A 20,520-nucleotide genomic window follows, 5' to 3' on the forward strand; every position below is an offset into this window, starting at 1 on the left:
ACACGCCGAGCGCCACGGCCAGCGCGGCGGCGCCGAGCGCCGCAAGGGCGAGCAGCTTCGCCGCGACGGCGCGCCCGCGCGAGGGGACCGCCGTAAGGTTGGCGAGGCGCCCGGCAGCGCGCTCCTCGTCCACGGCGAGCCCGCAGACGATGGCGGACATGAGCGGCATGAGGGCGCCGAGGAACTGGGCGTAGGCGTCCGCGCCCAGCGCCGGGTCCCATCGGGCTACGGAGAAGTACTCGCCGCAGGCAAGACCGGCTGCCAGGCCGCAGACGAGGTGCACCGCCGCGAGCGGGGAGCGCGCCAGGCGCAGGGCCTCGGAGAGCAGGGCCCGCGAGAGGGTCATGCGCGGCGTCGGGTCGGAGATTCGTGACATGGCCATCACCTCTCCTCGGAGTGCGCGAACCAGGCCGCGCCCGCCGCCGTGAGCGCGGCGAACGCGAGCGCGCTGACCGCAAGGCCCGCCAGCGTGAGCATGCCATCCGCCGCGAGCGCCCCGCCGAGCGCCATGTCCGCCGCGAGTGGCTCGCCACTCGGCAGCACGGGGATGAAGCTCGTGGGGATGACCATGCTCGCCGACGGCGGAAAGAGCTGCGGCAACGGCACCAACGACCAGGCGAACCCACCCACGAGCTGCGCGACGAGCGGGCAGAAGATGCCCGCGAGCATGCCGAGCCGCACCGTGAGAAAGAGCCCTGCGGGGATCATCCACGCCGCGGTCACCGTGTTGACGAGCGCGCAGAAGAGCATCGTGAGCGTACCCGCGGCCGTGAGGCCCTGCGAGGAGAACGCCGATCCCGCGAGGTAGATGCCGAAGACCACGAGGTTCGAGAGCGTGCAGAGTGCGAGGCACCAGAGCGCCTTGGCCCACCAGGCGCGTCCGAGCGGGAAGCCCAGGCCCAGAAGCCCCCGCATCCGCGTGCGAGCGTCCGCCCGCGCGACGCACGCCACCACGAGCGAGAGAGACACGGGCAGGAAGAGCGCGTACCAGTAGTTCCACGCGCTGAAGATCTGCACGCCCCGGTAGGGCAACGCGCCGAGCAGCGGCATCGGCAGCGCCATGAGCACGGCCAGGCGAACCGGCGCCGCGTGGCGCGACTTCAGGGCCTCGGCTCGCAGACCCGCGAGCAGGCCGCTTTTCTCGCCCGTCATGCCGCCACCTCCCCGCGCGCTCGTCGCCCTTCCCGGCAGAAGCTCATGAAGAGTTCCTCGAGGTCCTGCCCAGGCCGAAGCGCATCCTCGTAGGCGAGACGCCCCCCGCAGATGATGCCGATGGTGTCCGCCATCTGCTGCACCTCGGAGAGGATGTGGCTCGAGACGATCACCGTCGTACCCGCCGCCGCGAAGCCGCGGATCTGGTCGCGCAGCTCCTCGATGCCGATGGGGTCGAGACCGTTGGTGGGCTCATCGAGCACGAGCAGGCGTGGCCGGGCGATCAGCGCCAGCGCGAGCCCCAGGCGCTGCCGCATGCCCATCGAGAAGCGCCCGGCGCGCTTCTTCCCGGTGTCCGCGAGGTCCACGGCGGCGAGCACCTCATCTATGCGGCTCTCGGGAAGGCCCAGCAGCGTGGTGCGCACGCGCAAGTTCTCGCGCGCGGTGAGGTTGGGGTAGAGCGGCGCCTCCTCGATGAGGCTGCCGATTGCGTAGAGGTCCTCGCGGCGCCAGGCGTGCCCGGCAAAGAGGATCTCACCGGCCGTCGGCCGCAGCATCCCGCAGATCATCTTGAGCGTTGTCGACTTGCCGGCGCCGTTGGGGCCGAGCAACCCGTACACCTCGCCCTCGCGGATATGAAGGCTCACGTCGGTCACGGCGTCCTGCGCCTGGTCGCCGCGGCCGAAGCGCTTGGTGAGCCCGCGCGTCTCGAGCATGTAACCCATGGGTTTATCCTTTCTCTTCCGGGCGCGCGGGCCGAGCCACCGTGCCCGCGCGCCATACCTTTCGGGTTCACCATCCATGGTGGGGCGCGTTTCTAACGAAGCCGTAACGGCCGTTGGGTTCTTTTGGCGCTAGCCCTTCTCGACCCGCACATCATGATTAATTTGCTTAAGGCAACAACTTTCCCGATCGATGTAATCACCGAATCAAAACGTGTACATAAGCCATCAAAGATGCCGAAAATTGTCATATTTGGAGGCTGATGTACACAAATGCAGAATCCCGCACAACCCAGTAGCATCCTCCATATGTCTGGACTCTCTATGCTTACGCTGGATAGACATCGCCAGAACGGGTATAGTATCGAAAGTTTTGTCGTTTACCAGCGGGGGAGTCCTGTGGGCATCAAGAAGAAGATCAAAAAGGAGCTTATCGGCACTTCCGATTACCCGTCGAATAAGATCTTTACGATCTCCAATTTCATCACCTTTACGCGCCTGATCCTCACGCTCGTCTTCCTGTACCTGTTTGTGACGGACAACAACCGTGTCGTCGCCATTGTCATCTATGCCATCGCGGCCTCCACCGACTGGATGGACGGTCAGATTGCCCGCATGACCAAAACGGTCTCATGGCTCGGCAAGGTTATGGATCCCATCTGTGACCGTGCGCTGCTGTTTACCGGCGTGCTGGGTCTCGTGGTCCGCGGCGAGCTTCCCATCTGGGTCTGCGTGCTCATTATCGGCCGGGATATCTACCTGGGCATCGGCACGCTCATCGTGCGCCATTATCACCGTCGTCCCATCGACGTCGTCTTTCCCGGCAAGATTGCCACGGCGCTGCTTATGACCGGCTTCTCGCTCATGCTGCTTGGGTTCCCCGTCATCGACGGCTGGCATCTGCTGCCCGCCACGTTCACAGCATTCCCGGGCCTCAACGGCAGCTCGGTGCCTCTCGGCATCTTCTTTGTATACGGCGGGGTCATCTTCTCCATGCTCACCGCGGTCATCTATTCCATTAAGGGCGGGGCGGCCATTAAACAGGCCATCGCGCATCCCGAGGACGAGGACATCGACTTTCTTAACCCCGAAATCGAAGACTGATTCATTGGGGTATGATTACGTACGGTTCATTCTTTGCGGCGTGGCCGCGTTAGATAGGGGTTGTCATGGACAACAAGGTTAACAATATGCCTCAGAATGATAAGACTGCTGACGCTACCTGCGTATTCCGCGTGCCTTCAAGCGACGTCACCGTTCCCGACCTCATGGCCAACGTGCGCATCACCGCCCCCGTTCTGTCCATCGTCAAGGGTCCGCAGACTGGTGCCGCCTTTGAACTCGAGGACGACGTGACCACCATCGGCCGCGATCCTGCGAACGGCATCTTCCTCAATGACATGACCGTTTCGCGCAGCCACGCGCGCATTATTCGCGAGGGCCTCGGCGCCCGCATCGAGGACCTGGGCTCGCTCAATGGCACCTGGGTCGACGGTGCCATTGTCAACGCGGCCCCGCTGCACGACGGTTCTTCCGTTCAGATCGGTACGTTTACGCTCATCTACCACGAGAGCACGCCGGAGCGCATCGAAACCGGTGAGTAGGGCATGGCCGAACGCAACTATCTGAGTATCGGCCAAGTCGTCAACCTACTTCGAGGCGCATACCCCGATCTTTCGAACTCAAAAATTAGATTTCTAGAAGATGAGGGGCTCATTACCCCTCATCGTACGCCTAAGGGATACCGTCAGTACTCCAAGGAGGACGTTGATCGCCTGGAGGTCATTCTGCACCTGCAGAAGACTCGCTACATGCCGCTCAACGTGATTAAGCAGCGCTTGGAAAACGCCACGGACCTGTCAACGCTCGCCTACGAGGTGGGCTTGCTGTCCGATGTTCCACTCAAGACGGAGCCCAAGGAGACTAAACAAAAGCTGCATCCCATCGAGACCATTCCCGATATGTTGGGCGTCGAGATCTCGTTTATCCGCTCGCTCGCCGAGAACGACCTCATTCGCATCATCAAGAGTCCGCAGAACCGTGAGCTCGTCGATGGTCGCGATTTTCCGATCATCCGCTACTGCTCCGAGCTGTCACGCTTCCATATCGAGCCGCGCAACCTGCGTCAGTACGTGTCTTCCGCCAACCGCGAGTCCTCGATGTTTGAGCAGGTGCTCGTGAGCATGCTCGGAATGGATACCTCCGATGACGAGCGCGACGCCAAGCTCGAGCGTGCGTTTAAGAAGCTTCACGACCTCACCGAGGGTGTGCATACGGCACTGCTCAAGAACCGCGTTTTTGAGTCGCTCAACGCCGTGGTCGAGGATGCCGACATCGATGCACTCGATGAAGAAATCGCTCGCTCCGAGTCCACCAAGGCCAAAAACGAAGAAACTGCCGCGCCGGCTTCACACGAGGATTCTCTCGTAAAGCCGCTCAAGGTTGTCGCCCCTTCGCAATCCGACACTGTCACCGCGGGCAAATAACAGCTACCGCTTATCCGGCAACCCATTGAAAGGTCATGCAATGTACGACTTCGAATCTCAAATCGTCGACATCCCCGACTATCCCGAGCCCGGAGTCATCTTCAAAGACATTACGCCGCTCTTTGGCAATCCCGAGGCGCTCAAAGCCATGACCGATGCCCTCGCCGAGCACTTTGCCGGCATGGGGATCACCAAGGTCGTGGGTCCCGAGGCCCGTGGCTTTATGGTTGGCGTACCGGTGGCTGTGGCCCTTGGTGCCGGCTTTGTTCCCGCACGTAAACCGGGCAAGCTACCCCGCAAGACGGTGAGCCAGAGCTATGAGCTCGAATACGGCACCGACTCTATCGAGATCCATGCCGATGCCATTACCTCTAAAGATACCGTGTTGATTCTGGACGACTTGGTCGCGACGGGCGGAACCGTCGAGGCAACAGGTAAACTTGTGCGAGATATGGGCGCAAAGCTTGTGGGCTACGGGTGTATCCTTGAGCTTGCGTTTCTCAACCCGCGCGAGAAGCTCACGCCGACTGACGACGATGTTGAGCTCTTTAGCCTGGTGACGGTGGACTAGCCGTTACCCTTAGTTACTGGAAAGGAAGCTACATGCGCACAGCAAACACGCACAAAAACATGGCACGCTGCGCTGCTACGGCAACCCTCGCTTGTGTTTTGGGCTTGGGCCTCGCGGCTCCTGCCTACGCCGATACCGCATCCGACCTTGCCGCTGCTCGTACGAAGCTCGAGCAGATCGGTACCCAAACCCAGCAGATTTACGATGAGCTCGCCACGCAGACGCAGGCGCTCGATCAGACTGCTGGCGAGATCACGCAAAAGCAGCAGGAGATCGCTGACGGTCAGGCCAAGCTCTCGACCTATGTCGCCGGCGAGTACAAAACCGGCGGTCTGAGCCTGCTTCAGGTTCTGACCGGCGTCGATGACCTGAGCGATATGCTCAACCGTCTGTTCTACTACGGCAAAGTTTCCGATAAGCAGGCTCAGACCATTCAAGAGGTCAAGGAGCTTAAGCAGCAGCTCACCGATAAGCAGGCCGAGCAGGAGAAGAACGTCGCCACCACGCAAAAGAAGGTCGATGAGCTTAACGCCCAGCAGGCTGAAGCCCAGAGTGTCGTGAACTCCCTGGATTCACAGTTGCAGGCCGAGCTTGCTGCCGAGGCCCAGGCCAACGCCGCGCTGCAGGCTGGCATAAATGCTAGCACCGCCGAAAAGGCCACGGTGAGCAACGACACCGCCGGTACGAGCGAGAACACCAACAAGGGTGGCGGTACGACCAACGACGGCGGCGGAAACACGCCCGCGCCCGCTCCCACTCCGCAGCCCCCGACGCCCGCTCCGGCTCCGGCTCCGGCTCCGACGCCTTCCGCACCGAGCCAGTCCGTTGACGGCGGTTCCGTTGTTTCGCGTGCCTATAGCAAGCTCGGATACGCTTACTCTTGGGGTGGCATTGGGCCGAACAGCTTTGACTGCTCCGGTTTTGTAAGCTATTGCCTCACGGGACGCTACTGCCGTCTGGGCACCACGGTCGACTTCATGGGTTGGACCCGTGTGTCCGATCCGCAACCCGGCGATGTTGTGGTTAACTCCTACCATACCGGCATCTATATCGGTAATGGTCAGATGATCCATGCTTCCGACTACAAAACGGGCGTCATCATCAGTTCCGTCGCAGCCGGTATGAACAACAACTACATTTTCGTGCGCTACTAAGTCACTCTGTATAGCGAACGAAGGTGAACCTCGTGGCCTTTGAGCTGCGAGGTTCATTTATTTATGACCGTGCTCCATACATGATCCTAATGTGCTAGTTTTCAATACTAGATGCACGCTTCATCGGTGAGCAATATAGCTATAATGATTGAGAAGCATATAGAAAGGACCCTCTATGAGCTGGGCACTTATCTCCGATTCGAGCTGTAACCTCCGCGATTGGCAACCGACCGCGCCCCATACCACCTTTGCATTTGCACCCCTCAAAATTCGAGTGGGGGAGCGCGAGTTCGTCGATGACCTCATGCTCGACGTTCACGAACTCAATTGCGCCGTGCAGGCGGAGTCGAGCGCTTCTTCGAGCGCCTGTCCGAGCGTAGGCGAGTGGACCGAACTCTTTAGGCTTGCCGACAAGACGATTTGTATGCCCATCTCGGAGGGCGTATCGGGGAGCTATAACGCCGCCGCCACGGCACGCGATTTGGTTCTTGCCGAGGAGCCGAACCGTCAAATTCATTTGGTCAATTCACGCGGAGCCGGCGGCAAAATGGACCTGATCTTACTGCTATTCGACCGGTATCTTGCAAGCAATCCGGATGTCTCATTCGAGGACGCTTGCGCATACTTCAATAGCCTTGAGCAGAACAGCAAAATCCTCTTCAGCTTGTGCAATTACGAAAACCTGGCCAAAGCCGGACGTATCCCTAAGGCAGCCGGCGTCATTGCCAACAAGCTCAATATTCGCATTTTGGGCACGGCGAGTGAGGCCGGTAAAATCGAACTCGTCGGACACACGCGTGGCGAAAAGAAGATGTTCAACAAGATCATCGACACCATGGAAGCCGAGGGTTTTACGGGCGGCGAGGTCGTCATCGACCATGTCGAGAATGAGGCAGGCGCCCAGGCACTTGCCAGCCGCATTGTGGAGCGCTGGCCCGGCTCCAAGACTATCATCATGCCCTGCAACGGCCTGGATTCCTATTACGCCGAGATGCACGGTCTTATTATCGGCTACGGCATGGACGTGGCTTCGGGCCAATAAAGTCCAACCAAGCAAAAATACGGGCGGGACAAAGTGACAGATGACCCTTTGCTCCGCCCGTTTTATACGTCGGCTAGCTATTAAACCCATTAAACTTTAGATAGCTCATCAGGTACGCCTTCGAAACGAAGGATGAAACCGCACTGCGCACAAGCAGCGACTCACGCGTTACCTGATGCGCCGTATCGGGAACCGGCGTCTGCTCGACGGAAAACGTCGAACGAATCGATGCCTCGAGCTGATCGACCACATAATCGAAGGCCGTCGGGGCATCGTAGCTCAAACGCTGAATGTTAAAGAGTGCCTGCACCGCAGCAATAGGTAACACCTGCTTAAAGAGGCAGATAGCGATCAGGCGGGCAATCTGCTCGCGGCCATATTGCTTTTTGACCGGAGCAGGCACCAGGCCGACCTTCACGTAGTTATTGATCATCGATGGCGTAATGACAGGGTGCTCAACGCAAATGGACAGCGGCTCCATCCACAGCGCAACATACTCAATGACCTGGTCGCGGTAGAGCGTCACATTGGGCAACTGGTTATAGCGCGGCAGACTCAACGTATTGAGTTTACGCACGATATCGGACTGAATGAATGCATCGGGTAGCACCGTGGGCTGAATATCCTCAGGCTTAATACTGACCGACGAATCGGACATCGGAATAACGTGTTTAACGTGGTTCATAAAGGTCCTCCGTTCATTTTCTATATTGTATTCTAGGTTATCTAGTTTTGCATACCACATAGCCGGCAAGTAAAAGTGGTTGGACAACACATTGATGCATCGTCCAACCACTTTGTGTAAAGATAGCAACCTTACATAAGATATATTATCGTACTTATCCACGGAGAAACGCGTATGCGCTCGTTGCCGCTATGGCTCCGTCCGAAACAGCGGTCACAACCTGGCGTAAACGTTTGAAACGGATATCGCCAGCGGCAAATAGACCTGGCGTGCGGGTCGCCATGGATTCATCAGTCAGAATGCCGCCATCAGGCGCCAGATCGACTAGATGCTCAACAAGCTCGGTATGGGGCTGCGTTCCGGTAAAGACAAAGATGCCAAACGAGCCGGGCTCAAATGACTCGGTATGAGTCTCGCCGGATGCATTGTCCTTAAAGGTAATCGTCGCTGGCATGGCTTCGCCCGATAGCTCCACAATACTAGTTTGGTACCTAACTGTAATATTGTCCTTTGCGAGTACTTTCTGAACAACACCATCGGGCGCACGGAACTGGTCGCGGCGCAGCACGATGGTCACACTGTTGGCAAGGTCGGACAGGAACAGAGCCTCTTCGCATGCCGAATTGCCACCACCGATTACAAAAACCTGCTTGCCGCGGAAAAACATGCCGTCACACGTCGCGCAATACGAAACGCCACGACCGCGATACGTATCCTCGCCTGCGAAACCTGCCGGACGCGGCGTGGCACCCATGCAAGCGATAACGCTCGAGGCCAGCGTATCGCCCATATCGTGATGCACCGTAAACAACGCTGCATCGGCATCGTAATCGATACCCGTAACCATGCTCCATGTAACCTGTGCTCCCAGGCCCTCTGCATGCTGCTGAAAACGCTCGCCGAGTTCGGCGCCACTCAGGAGCGGGAAACCCGGATAGTTCTCGACCTCATTGGTTGTGGCGATCTGCCCTCCCGACATGCCCTGCTCAATCACGGTCGTCGTCAGGTTGGCACGCGCAGCATAAATGGCGGCAGCATAGCCCGCGGGGCCGCCACCGATAATCGCAACATCGATCGGCTTATCGGTAGTCATGAAGCGTCCTTTCGTCGAAACGTTGTCGTTCTTTGCGCTCGTACCCAAATTTACGTGAACGTGACACTCATGCACTACAATGATAAATCCGTATTACAAAGCTGAAGGGGAGTTATCGATGGATCAGACGCAGACGAGCGACGACGCTCCCCTGCTTACGCTCAGCACTCCCCAATCGAAGAAAACCACGCTCTCGGCTCAGCAAAAACCTCTCGTGACCATCGTGCACGCCTCGGTCGGCTCGGGCCACAAGGCCGCCGCAAATGCGATTGCGCAGGCATTCGACCTCATCCGCGGCAACAATGGCATCCCCGAGGATGTTGAGATTGAAGCACTCGATATCCTTGATTTTGGACGTATTAAATTCGACGGCAATAAAACCGCGGCTTCTTTTACGGGAGCCACGCGCCCCATTTACGACCTGACCTGGCGATATACGCTTACGGGACATCTGCTCTGGGGCGGCGGCACAGCATGGTCGCGAATTATGTTCCCCGCCTTCAACGAATATATTCGTAGCCGCAGGCCCATAGCCGTGGTCGCAACGCACATCACAGCAGCCAATGTCGCCGTGGGCGCCCGCGTAATTACGGGTATCGATTATCCGGTCATCTGCGTGCCGACCGACTACGAAGTCGAGGGCTGGTGGCCCCACAAGGACACCGATTTATTCTGTGTTGCCAACGAATTTATGGCCGAAACGCTACGTCCGCGCAAGGTGCCCGAGACAAAGATTCGCATTACCGGCATTCCTATTCGCGCCGGATTCGACACGGATTACAATCGCGAGGAAGAGCTAGCCAAGTTCAACCTCCCCACCGACAAGACCGTCGTGCTGGTAATGGCCGGCGCCAGTTTGCCTCAACCGTACGTTCGCTTTCGCGCGGCGATGGACCACACACTCCCCTTCCTGCGCAGCTTCGAGGACATGCACTTCGTCTTTTTGCCGGGCAAGGACGCCGAATACGCCGCCCGCCTCAAGACACTCTTCGATGCCATGAAACTCGAGAACGTCACGGTTCTTGACTATGTCGATGATATGGCAGCGCTTATGCACGGCTGCGACCTGGCAATTCTCAAATCGGGCGGACTCACCGTCACCGAGTGCCTATGCGCACATCTGCCGATGATCCTGCTGGGCAAGTCCTATGGCCAGGAAAAGGCCAACACCACGATGCTCACCGGCATGGGCGCCAGCATGCACGTCACCACGGCACGAGAACTCATTGTTACCCTACGTCACTTGCACGACCATCCCGAATCACTCAAAGCCCTACTCATCAACGGCGAAGTACTACGCCGCCCCCACGCAGCCGAAGACATAGCCATCGCAACCATGGAGCTCGTAGGCAAACCCCAAAAGCGCAAACGAGCCTTCTGCCGCTTCTACTGGGGCGGCAAGCCAGCGCATATCCGCTAGGCGATAGTCCGCTGCTCGGCGGGAGCCGCCCATATATCATTCCATGCTCAAACATTCTCGCTGCGCAGGGCGCACTAATCCCGCCCGTTCGGGGCTCACCCATATCATTCCATGCTCAAACATTCTCGCTTCGCTGCGCTCGCTGCGAAACTGCGCGTGGAACGATATGGGTGAGCCCCGAACGGGAGGCTTCTTGCTTGTAACAATATTATTCTTACTGGTTAGTTGATACGACAAAGGAACAGTTCCTTTGTCGTATCAACTAACTGTTATTAGATTATTTGTTTCTACCTTCGCAGGCTCTAACTGGGGCGAACCCGGCGTAGCCGCTAGCAAGTAAACGTAGCTCACCCGTGGGAGACCCCTATATATCGTTCCACGCGCAGTTTCGCAGCGCAGCGAGAATGTTTGAGCATGGAATGATATATAGGGGGCCTCCCACGGGTGAGCGGACATTACAATACGCCGCTAAAACCGAAACCGCCGGCTCCTCGGTCGGTTTTGTCTAGTTCTTCTACTTCTATGAGGTTGACCGTGGGGACTTCTTGGATGACGAGTTGGGCTATGCGGTCGCCTTTATTGATTTGAATGTTATTGGAGGGATCCAGGTTGATGAGGATAACCTTGAGTTCTCCTCGGTAGTGAGCGTCGATGAGGCCCGGCGTGTTGACTATAGACAGGCCCTGCTTGATGGCCAAGCCGCTGCGGGGCTGGACGAAGCCGGCGTAGCCATCGGGCAGAGCGATGGCCAGCCCAGTAGAGACCAGACGGCGTTCGAAGGGCTTCAGGACGCAGTCCTCGTTGGAGCGCAAATCCAAGCCGGCATCGGTGGGATGGGCGTATTTGGGAAGCTCAACGGTGGGGTCGAGACGCTTTATGTTGACGGTAATGTTGGACATGGAATCACCTTAGCTTGTCGAGCTCATGCAGAAACTCATCGACGTCTTTGAAATCACGGTAGACCGAGGCAAAACGGATGTACGCAACCTTGTCGATCTTGGCCAAGCGCTTGAGCACCATGTCACCCAACTCATGGGACGTGACGGCCGTCAGCGTGCGAGAGCGCAGCTCGACCTCGATGTCATCGATAATCTCATTGAGCTTCTTAGTGTCGATATCGCGCTTGATGGTGGCTCGCATCAAGCCGACGAGCAGCTTATTGCGATCGAACCGCTGCTTGGTTCCGTCTGACTTAATGACCTCGATAGGGTCCTCGCATCGCTCGAACGTTGTAAAGCGGTAGTTACACGAGCAACATTCGCGACGGCGCTTAATGGTGTTATTTGACTCCTGCATACGGGAATCAACGACGCGGGTATGTGCCTTGCCGCATTTGGGACAGCGCATGGTACCTCCTCTTAAACGATAACAAGGGTACCATGCGCAGCGCGATAATGATTACGAACGAGCAGGAACCTTAAGATGCGCACCGGCGGCGAGCGAACCATGCTCCAGATGATTGACGCTACGGATCATGTCGGAAGTCTCTTGCGTGGAAAGGCCTTCGATTGGATATTCTTCGGCAAGCGACCAAAGAGAATCGCCAGGCTGAACGCGAATGGTCCCGTAGGTAATGTTGGAAACGGACTCGGCATACGCGGCGTGACGAGCGCTAAAGACCGACATAGCGAGGACAAAGAAGAGCGTAAGCGCAACGGCGACGGCGACAATCGTCGGAACCTTCAGGGCAACGCGGGCCGGCGCGACTACAGCCTGCTGATTGCGCGCAGGCTTTACGGTCAAAGGCTGAAAGCCGGAGCGGCCACCCTGAACAACCGTAAAAGTGGGTTCTGCAGGCGTCTCGAGCTTAAGGGCGAGGTTTCCCTGGACCATATTCGTTACGTTCATCATGTTCTCCTCTCGCGTGTTTTGCTGAGAACAGTTTTATCAAGCCGCGCGGACAAAAATGTCTAGCGCGAGAACGAATGTTCGGTTATTATTATCTTCGAACAGTTGTTCCTGTCAAGCAAAATTCGAACATTTGTTTGACATGGGTAGAGAGGATGCCCTGATGGCTCGCAAAATTACCAAGCGTCAGCAGCAAATTTACGACTTCATCAAGGAATATCAGCAGGAGAAGGGTTATCCGCCCAGCGTGCGCGAGATGGCTTCTGCCGTGGGCCTTTCCTCCCCCAGCACCGTGCACGCCCATCTCTCTGCCCTGGAGGCGCGCGGGCTACTCAAGCGCGATGCCACCAAACCGCGCGCCCTGGAACTCTTTAACGAGGACGGTTCCTCTGTCTCAATTTCTAAATCTGACGAGCCCACCGCACCTCGCGGAACGGTCTCGCTACCGCTCGTTGGTCGCGTCGCGGCAGGGATTCCTATTCTGGCCGAGCAGAATATTGAAGACACGTTTACTATCCCGACCGAAATCGCCACTGATCAGGGTTCCTTTATCCTTGAGGTGCATGGGAGCTCAATGATCAATGTCGGCATCTTCAATGGCGATTACATCATCGTCCGTGAACAAAAGAGTGCCATGAACGGCGAAATTGTCGTGGCCATGATTGATGGTTCAGCGACCGTCAAGACGTTCTACAAGGAGCAGGGGCGCGTGCGCTTGCAGCCCGAGAACGACACTATGGAGCCCATCTATGCGACGAACCCCGTTATTTTGGGTAAAGTTGTCGGTTTAATGCGCCGGTTCTCGTAATGCAAAAACGCATCACCATCTTTGATACCGTCCGCGGGTTTACGATGATTTCTATGGCAGGTTTTCACGCTTGCTATGATCTCGCCTACCTGTACGGCTGGGATATGCCTTGGTTTACCCAGACTGTCTTTCAAGACGTCTGGCGCGCCAGCATCAGCTGGGTATTTTTGTTTATCGCGGGTTGGATGTGCACTCTTTCGCGCAACAATATCAAACGTGCCGCCAAATACGCCTTAGCAGCACTCGTTGTCTGGTTGGCAACAACACTTGTCTCATTCGACGATTCGGTTAATTTTGGCATCATCTACTGCATGGCCGCATGCACCGGCATCGTGGCGTTGACCGATCCCGTCCTTAAGAAGATAACGGCGAGATGGGGCATGCCCCTATGCCTTGTGTTGTTCGCCCTCACCTGGAGCATCCCCAAAACGATCTACCCTGTCCCCTACCTGGCGTGGCTGGGATTTCCGAGCCCTGGGTTTGTCTCAGGTGATTACTACCCCATCATCCCGTTTATCTTTATGTATCTTGCAGGATACTTCGCCGCACACATAGCGAAGAGTATCGATAAGACCGTCCCTAGCTGGGCCTACGCCAACCCCCTGCCGGCGCTCGCCAGCCTTGGACGTCACGCTCTCCCCTTTTATCTGCTGCATCAGCCCATCATTCTGGGCATTTTGGAGATCGTCTACTCGGTGCGATAACGCTCGAGCCGCGGTGCAATACGAGCCGGCAGTTTCGCCACAATGCGAACGCCGTCCTCGAGATATTCCTCATGCAGAAGGGCTCCCTGCTCATGCACCAGCGTGATGAGAGCGCCCTCACGATACGGGATATCAGCGGAGAGCAACACATCGGTGGCAGCTGCCTCGCGAGCAATCCGGTCGACGAGATCGTCGAGCCCCTCGCCCGTTTGGGCCGAGAACAGAACGGCCTCCGGATAGCGACGACGGAAACTCAATCGATCGACGCTATCGAGAAGATCGATTTTATTGAATACAATCAGCGTTAAACGCTCTCCGGCGCCGATCTCATCAAGCACGCGGTCGACAGCCTCCAGCTGCCGCTCATAGTCCTCGTCAGACGCATCTACGACTTTGAGAATTAGATCGGCACCCAAAACCTCGGACAGCGTCGATTTAAAGGCATCGACCAGACCATGCGGCAGCTTTTGAATAAAGCCGACGGTATCGGTAATCGTCATGCCGCGACCGCCGGGCAGACGATACGAACGCGTCGTCGGGTCGAGCGTAGCAAACAGCTTGTCCTGCGAAAGTACCGTAGAGCCGGTCAGACGATTGAGCAACGTCGATTTACCGGCATTGGTATAACCGGCTAACGCGACGCGAAACGCCGGGGACTCAATGCGACTCTTGGATTGAACATCGCGACGCTGTTCAACCTGCTTGAGCTCACGACGAAGCGCAGCGATCTTATTACGAATGAGGCGACGGTCGACCTCGAGCTGACTTTCGCCCTGACCAAAACGTGAGCCGATGCCGCCGCGCGTCTGCTCCTTAGCGAGATGGCTCCACATGCCACGCAGGCGAGGCAACAAATATTGAAGCTGTGCCAGCTGTACCTGCAGGCGTCCCTCACGCGTCTGAGCATGCAGGCCAAAGATATCCAGGATCAGTGCAGTACGATCGATAATCTTTACCGGCTCGCCCACGGCTTTCTCCAAATAGGATTGCTGCGAGGGGGTCAGGTCGTCGTCAAAAATAACGACATCGGCATCCATGCGATGCACCAGGCCGCACAGCTCTTCAACCTTACCGGAACCGATAAACGATTTAGGATACGGCTTTACCAAACGCTGCGACAAGCGTGCCACGCACTGGGCACCAGCTGTGTGGGCAAGACGCTCCAGCTCATCAAGCGAGCGATCGAGCGGCCATGCATTGTCGCGCCACTCAACACCAACTAAAATGGCACGCTCGGGCTCGGGTGCCGTGGGAACAAGGGGGAAACGGGGCATTAGGCAGCCTCAATACGATGCAGGATATCCTCAACGACCTCATCGATCGTACATTCATCCATATCAAACCACACGATACGGTCATCGCGCTTAAACCACGAAAGCTGACGCTTGGCATAACGACGCGAACGCATCTTAATGAGTTCGCGAGCCTCATCCATGCTCATCACGCCATTGAAAGCATCAATGATCTCTTTATAGCCAATTGCCTGCATCGACGTCAGGGCATCTCCCAGCCCCTGGCCCATAAGACCGCGGACCTCATCGACAAGACCCTGCTCAAACATCAGATCGACGCGCTGGTTAATGCGCTCGTAGAGCACCTCGCGATTACGCGTCAGACCAAACCAAAGGGCATGATAATGCTCGTGCGGAACACTAAACTGCGACTTTTGCTGCGCATAGGAGACGCCATCATCATGCATCTCGAGCGCACGAATCACACGGCGCACGTTATGGGGATGAATAACAGCAGCCGATTCTGGATCGCGCTCGGCAAGCAAGGCATGCAGTTCTTCCTCGCCAATACGCTCGGCAAGCTCCTGATAGCCCGCACGACGATCGTCCTCAAGTTCACCCGAGGGAAAGTCCATCTCATCGAGGGCGGCCTTGAGATACAGCCCCGTACCTCCACAAAAAACCGGCAGGCAACCCGAACCAAGGAGACGTTCAACATGCGCGCGAGCGTCGGCCTGATAAAGCGCAGCAGAATATGCCACACCCGGCTCTACAATGTCGACGAGACGCAGCGGCGCCGTGCACTCATCGGGCGCCATCTTTGCGGTACCGATGTCCATGCCGCGATAGATTTGCATCGCATCGCACGACAGCACTTCGGACGAAAGACGAGCTGCCAAACGGTCGGCAACATCACTCTTACCAACCGCCGTCGGACCGACGATCGCAACGGCGGAAAGACCTGCCCCGGGAGAAACCATTAGCGCGGCTCGCCCACAACGGAGCCGGACAAATACCAGGTCTTGGCAACGTCAACGTCAACATCAACGATCTTACCAACAAGCTGATCGATGCTGTAACCCTCGGGAATAGGCGCATGCACGGTCTGATTCTTGGGACTCTTGCCCAGCAGGACCGCGTCGTTCTTTTTACTCGTTCCCTCAATGAGCGCCGGAACCACAGTATGAAGCTCACCCTGGTTATACTCGTGTGCCGTGGTCTCGATAACCTTAACCAGACGGTTGAAACGCTCGAGAATAACCTCATGCGGCGTAGGATCGTCAATCTCGGCGGCCGGGGTACCGGCGCGCTTGGAATAGATGAAGGTATAGGCCTGAGCATAGCGGACCGTCTCGGCAAGTGAGAGCGTCTGCTCAAAGTCTTCTTCAGTCTCACCCGGGAAGCCAACGATAATGTCGGTCGAGAGCGCGATATCGGGCATGCGGTTGCGAATGCGATCGACAAGGCCCAGATAGTCCTCGCGTGTATAACGGCGATTCATCTCTTTGAGGATCCGCGTCGAACCTGACTGGACGGCCAAGTGCAGCTGCGGCATAACGGCAGGCGTCTCGGCCATGGCGTCGATGGTCTCGGGCAACAGGTCCTTGGGATGCGAAGACGTAAAGAAGATGCGCTCCACGCCCGTATTGCCCACGGCACGCAGCAGATCGGCAAAACGCGGCTTGCCAAACAGATCGCGACCATATGAGTTAACGTTTTGGCCCAGCAGCGTAATCTCACGCACGCCCTGGCGCACCAAACCGGTCACCTCGTCGACAATCTCCTCGAAGGGGCGGCTCTTTTCGCGACCGCGCACGTACGGCACGATGCAATAGGTGCAGAAATTATTGCAGCCCGTCATGATGGGCACCCAGGCGTGATACTGAGTCTCGCGATGCCACGGCATGCTCATGACATCCGTATCCTCATGCTCATTGGTGCGGATATGACGCTTACCATCACGGAACGCCTCGGCAATGAGCTCGGCCACATGTGCAATGGAATGCGTGCCAAAGATGACATTGACGTTATCGACGTTGGTGAGCAGGCCCTCGCCATCGCGCTGCGCGATGCAACCGCCAACGGCAACCACGCGCTTGCCCGAAGGCGAAGGCGGCAGGCTTTTGCAGGAATTGCACTGACCGTACAGGCGAGTATCGGCGGCCTCGCGCACGCAGCACGTCATGAAGACAACGATATCGGCATGCGCGGGATCGAGCGCCATGAGGCAGCCATACGAATCAAGCAGACCGCTCACACGCTCGGAGTCGTGCTGATTCATCTGGCAGCCAAAGGTGCGGATAAAGTAGGTTTTACCGGCAAGAATATCGCGTACGGAACGCTGGTCCATGTGCATAAGTCCTAACGATGGGGAGCGAAACAAGGCAAGCAGAAGCTATGCCACAGGCTTAACATCATCCATGACGACGTTATCCATAGCAGCTCGATTGATCTGGTGAACGTAGATAGAAAGGCGGATGGCCGTGCGCGACTCCCCGTTAATGAGGATGTCGGAGAACACGGGCGCGCAGGAAATATCAAAACCGGTTGGAATCAAAAAACCGCGCGCGATAGCAACGGCCTTAATAGCCTGGTTGACGGCACCGGCGCCGACACACTGGATGTTGACGGGTACACCATCCTTGACCATGCCGGCGATGGCGCCGGCAACGGACGCGGGCGATGATTTGCTTGATACCTTCAGGCAATCCATGAAGAAACTCCTGCATTTAAAAGTACGTTTTAACTGCAACAACTGTATCGTACCGAGTGGACTCGGTAAAGGCACTATTCCTCTTTGGCAAGATCAAAGGTCACGGTGATTCGATCACGCGAAACACGGATCTTTGGGTCGCCGCAAAGGTTGAGATAGTACCGGGCGGCAAGGTCATTAAAGTCGCGTTCCACAGCGCGCGAAAACTGTGCCATGTCATCCTTGGCAATACGTAGCCCGCGACGATCCTTCGCGAGATCGACAGGAGTCGGCGCATGCGAGGACGAATCACGCTCGCGCAGCAGACGCGCGGTCACACCGCGAACGGGCTTAATCTGCCCTGCCAAAATGCGATGGGCCGTGCGCTCGGACATCTCAAGACCCAAACCCGAACAAATACGGATAAAGTCCTCGGCATCAGAAGCAAGGCCTAAACGATCGACAACCGGAAGCTCGCTCTCGTCATCAATGAACAGGAGACGAGACGTATCGAGCCGACTTGACGCTTGAGCATAAAGGGTCGCGGCAATCTCAGACGGAGAACCGAGATAGACATCGCAACCACGCAACTCCTCGAGCGCAAACTCACAAGCAGCGCGAATAATATTATGTGGACCGCGAGCGCAGACATAACGTCCGTCCTCATCCTTGACGGCCTGGGGCCAGCTGGACTGATCGGCACGCTCACTGAGGCGGTCGGCCGCAACGCTCACCTTGAAGGCTGAACCAAGATCGACGCCGGACGTGACCACACGGGCCTCGTCGGCGTTCTGCTTAATCGAAAACAATGCCATGCCACGACCGTGAACGCCCCAACGGTCCATCTTCATGCTCTCGAGCTTGGAGGTAACGCGGGCATCAAAGATTCGCTCTTGCATATCCTGCGGAACGCCAGAACCGTTATCCAGAAAGACAAGCGTGCGGACGCCATCTTCCTTGGTCGTGGCGAGATAGACCTTGTCGGCGCCGGCATCGCGAGCATTACGGAGCATTTCGATGACGATGTCCTCGACATGCTGAATGTCGTGCTTAGCCTGGCGCCGCTCGGCCTCCGAAACGCGGAGGCGGACATACCCCTCGCCAAGGTTCTCCTCGACGCGAAGGTTGCCCTCCCCCGACATCGACGCGATAAATGAGATGAGCTCGTTCGCGTCGCTCATGTTATTTAGCGATATCGACAGCGCGGCTCTCGCGAATCACGACGACGCGCACCTGACCGGGATACTCCATCTCTTCCTCGATCTGATGGGCGATATCGTGAGCCAGAACCGTGGACTGGGCATCGGAGATCTTGTCCGGCTGGACCATGACGTGGACCTCGCGACCGGCCTGCATGGCATAGGTACGTTCGACGCCGTCATGGGAGTTGGCGATCTCCTCGAGCTTCTCAAGACGCTTGATGTAGTTCTCGGCAGACTCGCGACGGGCACCGGGGCGAGAGGCAGAGACAGCATCGGCGGCCTGCACCAGGACATCGAGCACCGTGTTGGGGTCGACATCGGCATGGTGAGCCTCAATAGCGTGGACGATAACGGGCTTCTCGCCATAACGGCGGGCAAGCTCGGCGCCGATGACGGCATGCGGGCCCTCGACGTCGTGGTCGATTGCCTTGCCCAGGTCATGAAGCAGGCCGGCGCGCTTGGCGGTCACAACGTCCAGGCCAAGCTCGGAAGCCATCACGCCGCACAGATCAGAGACCTCGAGGGAATGCTGAAGCACGTTCTGACCAAACGAGGTACGGTAGCGCAGGGCACCAAGGGTCTTGACGATCTCGGGGTGCAGATCGTGGATGCCGGTATCGAAGGCAGCCTGCTCGCCAGCCTCGCGCACGCGCTGCTGAACCAGGTCGGCGGCCTTGTGATACATCTCCTCGATACGGGCAGGGTGAATGCGGCCGTCGGCGATTAGGTTCTCGAGGGCGACACGGGCGGTCTCACGACGGACCGGGTCGAAGCTCGAAAGAACGACGGTCTCGGGCGTGTCGTCGATCACGAGGTTGACGCCGGAAACCTGCTCGAAGGTCCGGATGTTGCGACCCTCGCGACCGATGATACGGCCCTTGAGGTCATCAGAGGGAATGTGCACGGAGGTAACGGTGACCTCGGCAGTGTGGTCGGCAGCGCAGCGCTGAATCGCCAGAGACAGAATCTCCTGGGCGGTCTTGTGGCACTCGGCGCGAACCTGCTGCTCGGACTCGCGAATGATCGTGGCGGCCTCGTGGGTGACCTCGCCGCGAACCTTATCGAGGAGCTCCTTGTGGGCGTCCTCGCGGGTAAGGTCGGCGATACGCTCGAGCTCGGAGGTCTGCTTTGCGCAGAGCTCCTCGAGCTCACGGGAGCGCTTCTCGACCTGACCGGCCTGGCTGGACAGCTGATGCTCGCGCTTGTCGAGAGCGTCGTTGCGGCGATCGAGGGATTCCTCGCGCTGCATCACGCGGTTCTCGAGCGTACGAATCTCGTTCTTACGCTGCTTGTCCTCGGCCTCGGCGGCCTGCTTGTTCTTGATGATCTCCTCTTTAGCCTCGAGCAGAGCCTCTTTTTTGAGGGTCTCGGCCTGACGCTTAGCATCACCGATCAGGGACTCAGCCTGTGCGTGTGCCGACTGGATTTTTTCGTCGGCCTCGTGAAGACTACCCTGCTTGGCGGTGCGCATGTAGGCAATGGCGGCGATGGCACCCAAAATGATGCCAACGAGCGCTGCGATGATAGGCATGCTCACTCCTTTTTATGGATTCGTTACACAACAAAGCGAACCGTCCTTACGAACGGCTCGCGACATTTGAGTAATATGGGCGCAGCTTATGCGGGTCGGATACAGATAAACATATAAACAAACTCATCACAGATGAGCACATATCACAAAGCAAATGACAGTGTTTATCGTACGTTGA

General features: G+C 57.5%; 22 protein-coding genes and 1 pseudogene. 9 read left to right on the plus strand and 14 right to left on the minus strand.

The genetic code is table 11. From position 1 onward, the window contains the following. The 3 genes and pseudogenes from DWV32_RS07760 to DWV32_RS07770 form a co-directional block, all read right to left on the minus strand. Nucleotides 1-382, minus strand: a pseudogene (locus tag DWV32_RS07760) (lantibiotic ABC transporter permease); the annotation flags it as partial. Continuing rightward, a complete protein-coding gene (locus DWV32_RS07765; protein WP_117757794.1) occupies nucleotides 382-1,152 on the minus strand; it encodes a hypothetical protein in 771 nt (256 codons plus the stop codon). The pseudogene DWV32_RS07760 and the gene DWV32_RS07765, both read right to left, overlap by 1 nt. Then, on the minus strand, nucleotides 1,149-1,877 hold the full coding sequence (locus tag DWV32_RS07770) for a lantibiotic protection ABC transporter ATP-binding protein (RefSeq protein ID WP_117757795.1): 729 nt from the start codon (nucleotides 1,875-1,877) through the stop codon (nucleotides 1,149-1,151). Before DWV32_RS07770 ends, DWV32_RS07765 begins: the two co-directional genes overlap by 4 nt. A 396-nt stretch (nucleotides 1,878-2,273) precedes the next feature. On the opposite strand from DWV32_RS07770, the gene DWV32_RS07775 reads away from it, so the two are divergent. The 6 genes from DWV32_RS07775 to DWV32_RS07800 all read left to right on the plus strand — a co-directional run bounded on the left by DWV32_RS07775 (nucleotide 2,274) and on the right by DWV32_RS07800 (nucleotide 7,127). Then, nucleotides 2,274-2,978, plus strand: a complete 705-nt coding sequence (locus tag DWV32_RS07775; protein ID WP_117757796.1) for a CDP-alcohol phosphatidyltransferase family protein — start codon at nucleotides 2,274-2,276, stop codon at nucleotides 2,976-2,978. Between the two features lie 65 nt (nucleotides 2,979-3,043). After that, nucleotides 3,044-3,478: an FHA domain-containing protein gene (locus tag DWV32_RS07780; protein ID WP_187361845.1), complete on the plus strand. Its 435-nt coding sequence runs from the start codon at nucleotides 3,044-3,046 to the stop codon at nucleotides 3,476-3,478. Nucleotides 3,479-3,481: 3 nt separating this feature from the next. Continuing rightward, nucleotides 3,482-4,360 (plus strand): MerR family transcriptional regulator, encoded by an 879-nt coding sequence (locus DWV32_RS07785; protein ID WP_117757797.1) that lies wholly within the window; start codon nucleotides 3,482-3,484, stop codon nucleotides 4,358-4,360. 40 nt (nucleotides 4,361-4,400) lie between these two features. After that, nucleotides 4,401-4,931 carry an adenine phosphoribosyltransferase gene (locus DWV32_RS07790; protein ID WP_117757798.1) on the plus strand — a complete coding sequence of 177 codons (531 nt, stop codon included), beginning with the start codon at nucleotides 4,401-4,403 and terminating at the stop codon, nucleotides 4,929-4,931. A gap of 32 nt (nucleotides 4,932-4,963) precedes the next feature. Beyond that, a complete protein-coding gene (locus DWV32_RS07795; RefSeq protein ID WP_117757799.1) occupies nucleotides 4,964-6,085 on the plus strand; it encodes an NlpC/P60 family protein in 1,122 nt (373 codons plus the stop codon). A gap of 175 nt (nucleotides 6,086-6,260) precedes the next feature. Beyond that, on the plus strand, nucleotides 6,261-7,127 hold the full coding sequence (locus tag DWV32_RS07800) for a DegV family protein (protein WP_117757800.1): 867 nt from the start codon (nucleotides 6,261-6,263) through the stop codon (nucleotides 7,125-7,127). A gap of 73 nt (nucleotides 7,128-7,200) precedes the next feature. Here the strand turns inward: DWV32_RS07800 and DWV32_RS07805 are convergent, their stop codons facing one another. Both DWV32_RS07805 and DWV32_RS07810 read right to left on the minus strand, forming a co-directional pair. Continuing rightward, nucleotides 7,201-7,812 (minus strand): DUF1836 domain-containing protein, encoded by a 612-nt coding sequence (locus DWV32_RS07805; protein WP_187361847.1) that lies wholly within the window; start codon nucleotides 7,810-7,812, stop codon nucleotides 7,201-7,203. Nucleotides 7,813-7,966: 154 nt separating this feature from the next. Beyond that, the gene (locus DWV32_RS07810; protein ID WP_117757801.1) at nucleotides 7,967-8,905 is read right to left on the minus strand and encodes an NAD(P)/FAD-dependent oxidoreductase; all 939 of its coding nucleotides are present in this window, start codon (nucleotides 8,903-8,905) and stop codon (nucleotides 7,967-7,969) included. A gap of 118 nt (nucleotides 8,906-9,023) precedes the next feature. On the opposite strand from DWV32_RS07810, the gene DWV32_RS07815 reads away from it, so the two are divergent. Then, the gene (locus DWV32_RS07815; RefSeq protein WP_117757802.1) at nucleotides 9,024-10,325 is read left to right on the plus strand and encodes a glycosyltransferase; all 1,302 of its coding nucleotides are present in this window, start codon (nucleotides 9,024-9,026) and stop codon (nucleotides 10,323-10,325) included. A gap of 455 nt (nucleotides 10,326-10,780) precedes the next feature. On the opposite strand, the gene dut is transcribed toward DWV32_RS07815, so the two are convergent. The 3 genes from dut to DWV32_RS07830 are packed head-to-tail and all read right to left on the minus strand — an operon-like array spanning nucleotide 10,781 to nucleotide 12,173. Further along, the gene (dut, locus tag DWV32_RS07820; protein ID WP_117757803.1) at nucleotides 10,781-11,224 is read right to left on the minus strand and encodes a dUTP diphosphatase; all 444 of its coding nucleotides are present in this window, start codon (nucleotides 11,222-11,224) and stop codon (nucleotides 10,781-10,783) included. Nucleotides 11,225-11,228: 4 nt separating this feature from the next. Continuing rightward, nucleotides 11,229-11,672: a transcriptional regulator NrdR gene (gene nrdR, locus DWV32_RS07825; RefSeq protein WP_117757804.1), complete on the minus strand. Its 444-nt coding sequence runs from the start codon at nucleotides 11,670-11,672 to the stop codon at nucleotides 11,229-11,231. A gap of 51 nt (nucleotides 11,673-11,723) precedes the next feature. After that, nucleotides 11,724-12,173, minus strand: a complete 450-nt coding sequence (locus DWV32_RS07830; protein ID WP_158566116.1) for a LysM peptidoglycan-binding domain-containing protein — start codon at nucleotides 12,171-12,173, stop codon at nucleotides 11,724-11,726. Between the two features lie 163 nt (nucleotides 12,174-12,336). Between DWV32_RS07830 and lexA the strand changes: the two genes are divergently transcribed. Next, the gene (lexA, locus tag DWV32_RS07835; protein WP_040359862.1) at nucleotides 12,337-12,981 is read left to right on the plus strand and encodes a transcriptional repressor LexA; all 645 of its coding nucleotides are present in this window, start codon (nucleotides 12,337-12,339) and stop codon (nucleotides 12,979-12,981) included. Next, nucleotides 12,981-13,685, plus strand: a complete 705-nt coding sequence (locus DWV32_RS07840) for a heparan-alpha-glucosaminide N-acetyltransferase (RefSeq protein WP_117639862.1) — start codon at nucleotides 12,981-12,983, stop codon at nucleotides 13,683-13,685. The genes lexA and DWV32_RS07840 overlap by 1 nt, the downstream gene beginning before the upstream one ends. Here DWV32_RS07840 and hflX read toward each other — a convergent pair. The 6 genes from hflX to rny form a co-directional block, all read right to left on the minus strand. Continuing rightward, nucleotides 13,670-14,959 (minus strand): GTPase HflX, encoded by a 1,290-nt coding sequence (gene hflX, locus DWV32_RS07845; RefSeq protein ID WP_117757806.1) that lies wholly within the window; start codon nucleotides 14,957-14,959, stop codon nucleotides 13,670-13,672. The genes DWV32_RS07840 and hflX overlap by 16 nt on opposite strands. Beyond that, nucleotides 14,959-15,897, minus strand: a complete 939-nt coding sequence (gene miaA, locus DWV32_RS07850) for a tRNA (adenosine(37)-N6)-dimethylallyltransferase MiaA (protein ID WP_117639866.1) — start codon at nucleotides 15,895-15,897, stop codon at nucleotides 14,959-14,961. The genes hflX and miaA overlap by 1 nt, the downstream gene beginning before the upstream one ends. After that, nucleotides 15,897-17,267: a tRNA (N6-isopentenyl adenosine(37)-C2)-methylthiotransferase MiaB gene (miaB, locus tag DWV32_RS07855; protein ID WP_117757807.1), complete on the minus strand. Its 1,371-nt coding sequence runs from the start codon at nucleotides 17,265-17,267 to the stop codon at nucleotides 15,897-15,899. Before miaB ends, miaA begins: the two co-directional genes overlap by 1 nt. A gap of 45 nt (nucleotides 17,268-17,312) precedes the next feature. After that, nucleotides 17,313-17,630: a stage V sporulation protein S gene (locus DWV32_RS07860; RefSeq protein ID WP_006235982.1), complete on the minus strand. Its 318-nt coding sequence runs from the start codon at nucleotides 17,628-17,630 to the stop codon at nucleotides 17,313-17,315. A gap of 74 nt (nucleotides 17,631-17,704) precedes the next feature. Then, nucleotides 17,705-18,790 (minus strand): ATP-binding protein, encoded by a 1,086-nt coding sequence (locus tag DWV32_RS07865; protein ID WP_117639870.1) that lies wholly within the window; start codon nucleotides 18,788-18,790, stop codon nucleotides 17,705-17,707. A 1-nt stretch (nucleotide 18,791) separates the two neighbouring features. After that, nucleotides 18,792-20,342 (minus strand): ribonuclease Y, encoded by a 1,551-nt coding sequence (gene rny / locus DWV32_RS07870; RefSeq protein WP_117629182.1) that lies wholly within the window; start codon nucleotides 20,340-20,342, stop codon nucleotides 18,792-18,794. Nucleotides 20,343-20,520: the final 178 nt, after the last annotated feature.

The sequence above is a fragment of the Collinsella sp. AF04-24 genome (assembly GCF_003465685.1).
Classification (GTDB): Bacteria; Actinomycetota; Coriobacteriia; order Coriobacteriales; family Coriobacteriaceae; genus Collinsella; species Collinsella aerofaciens_AP.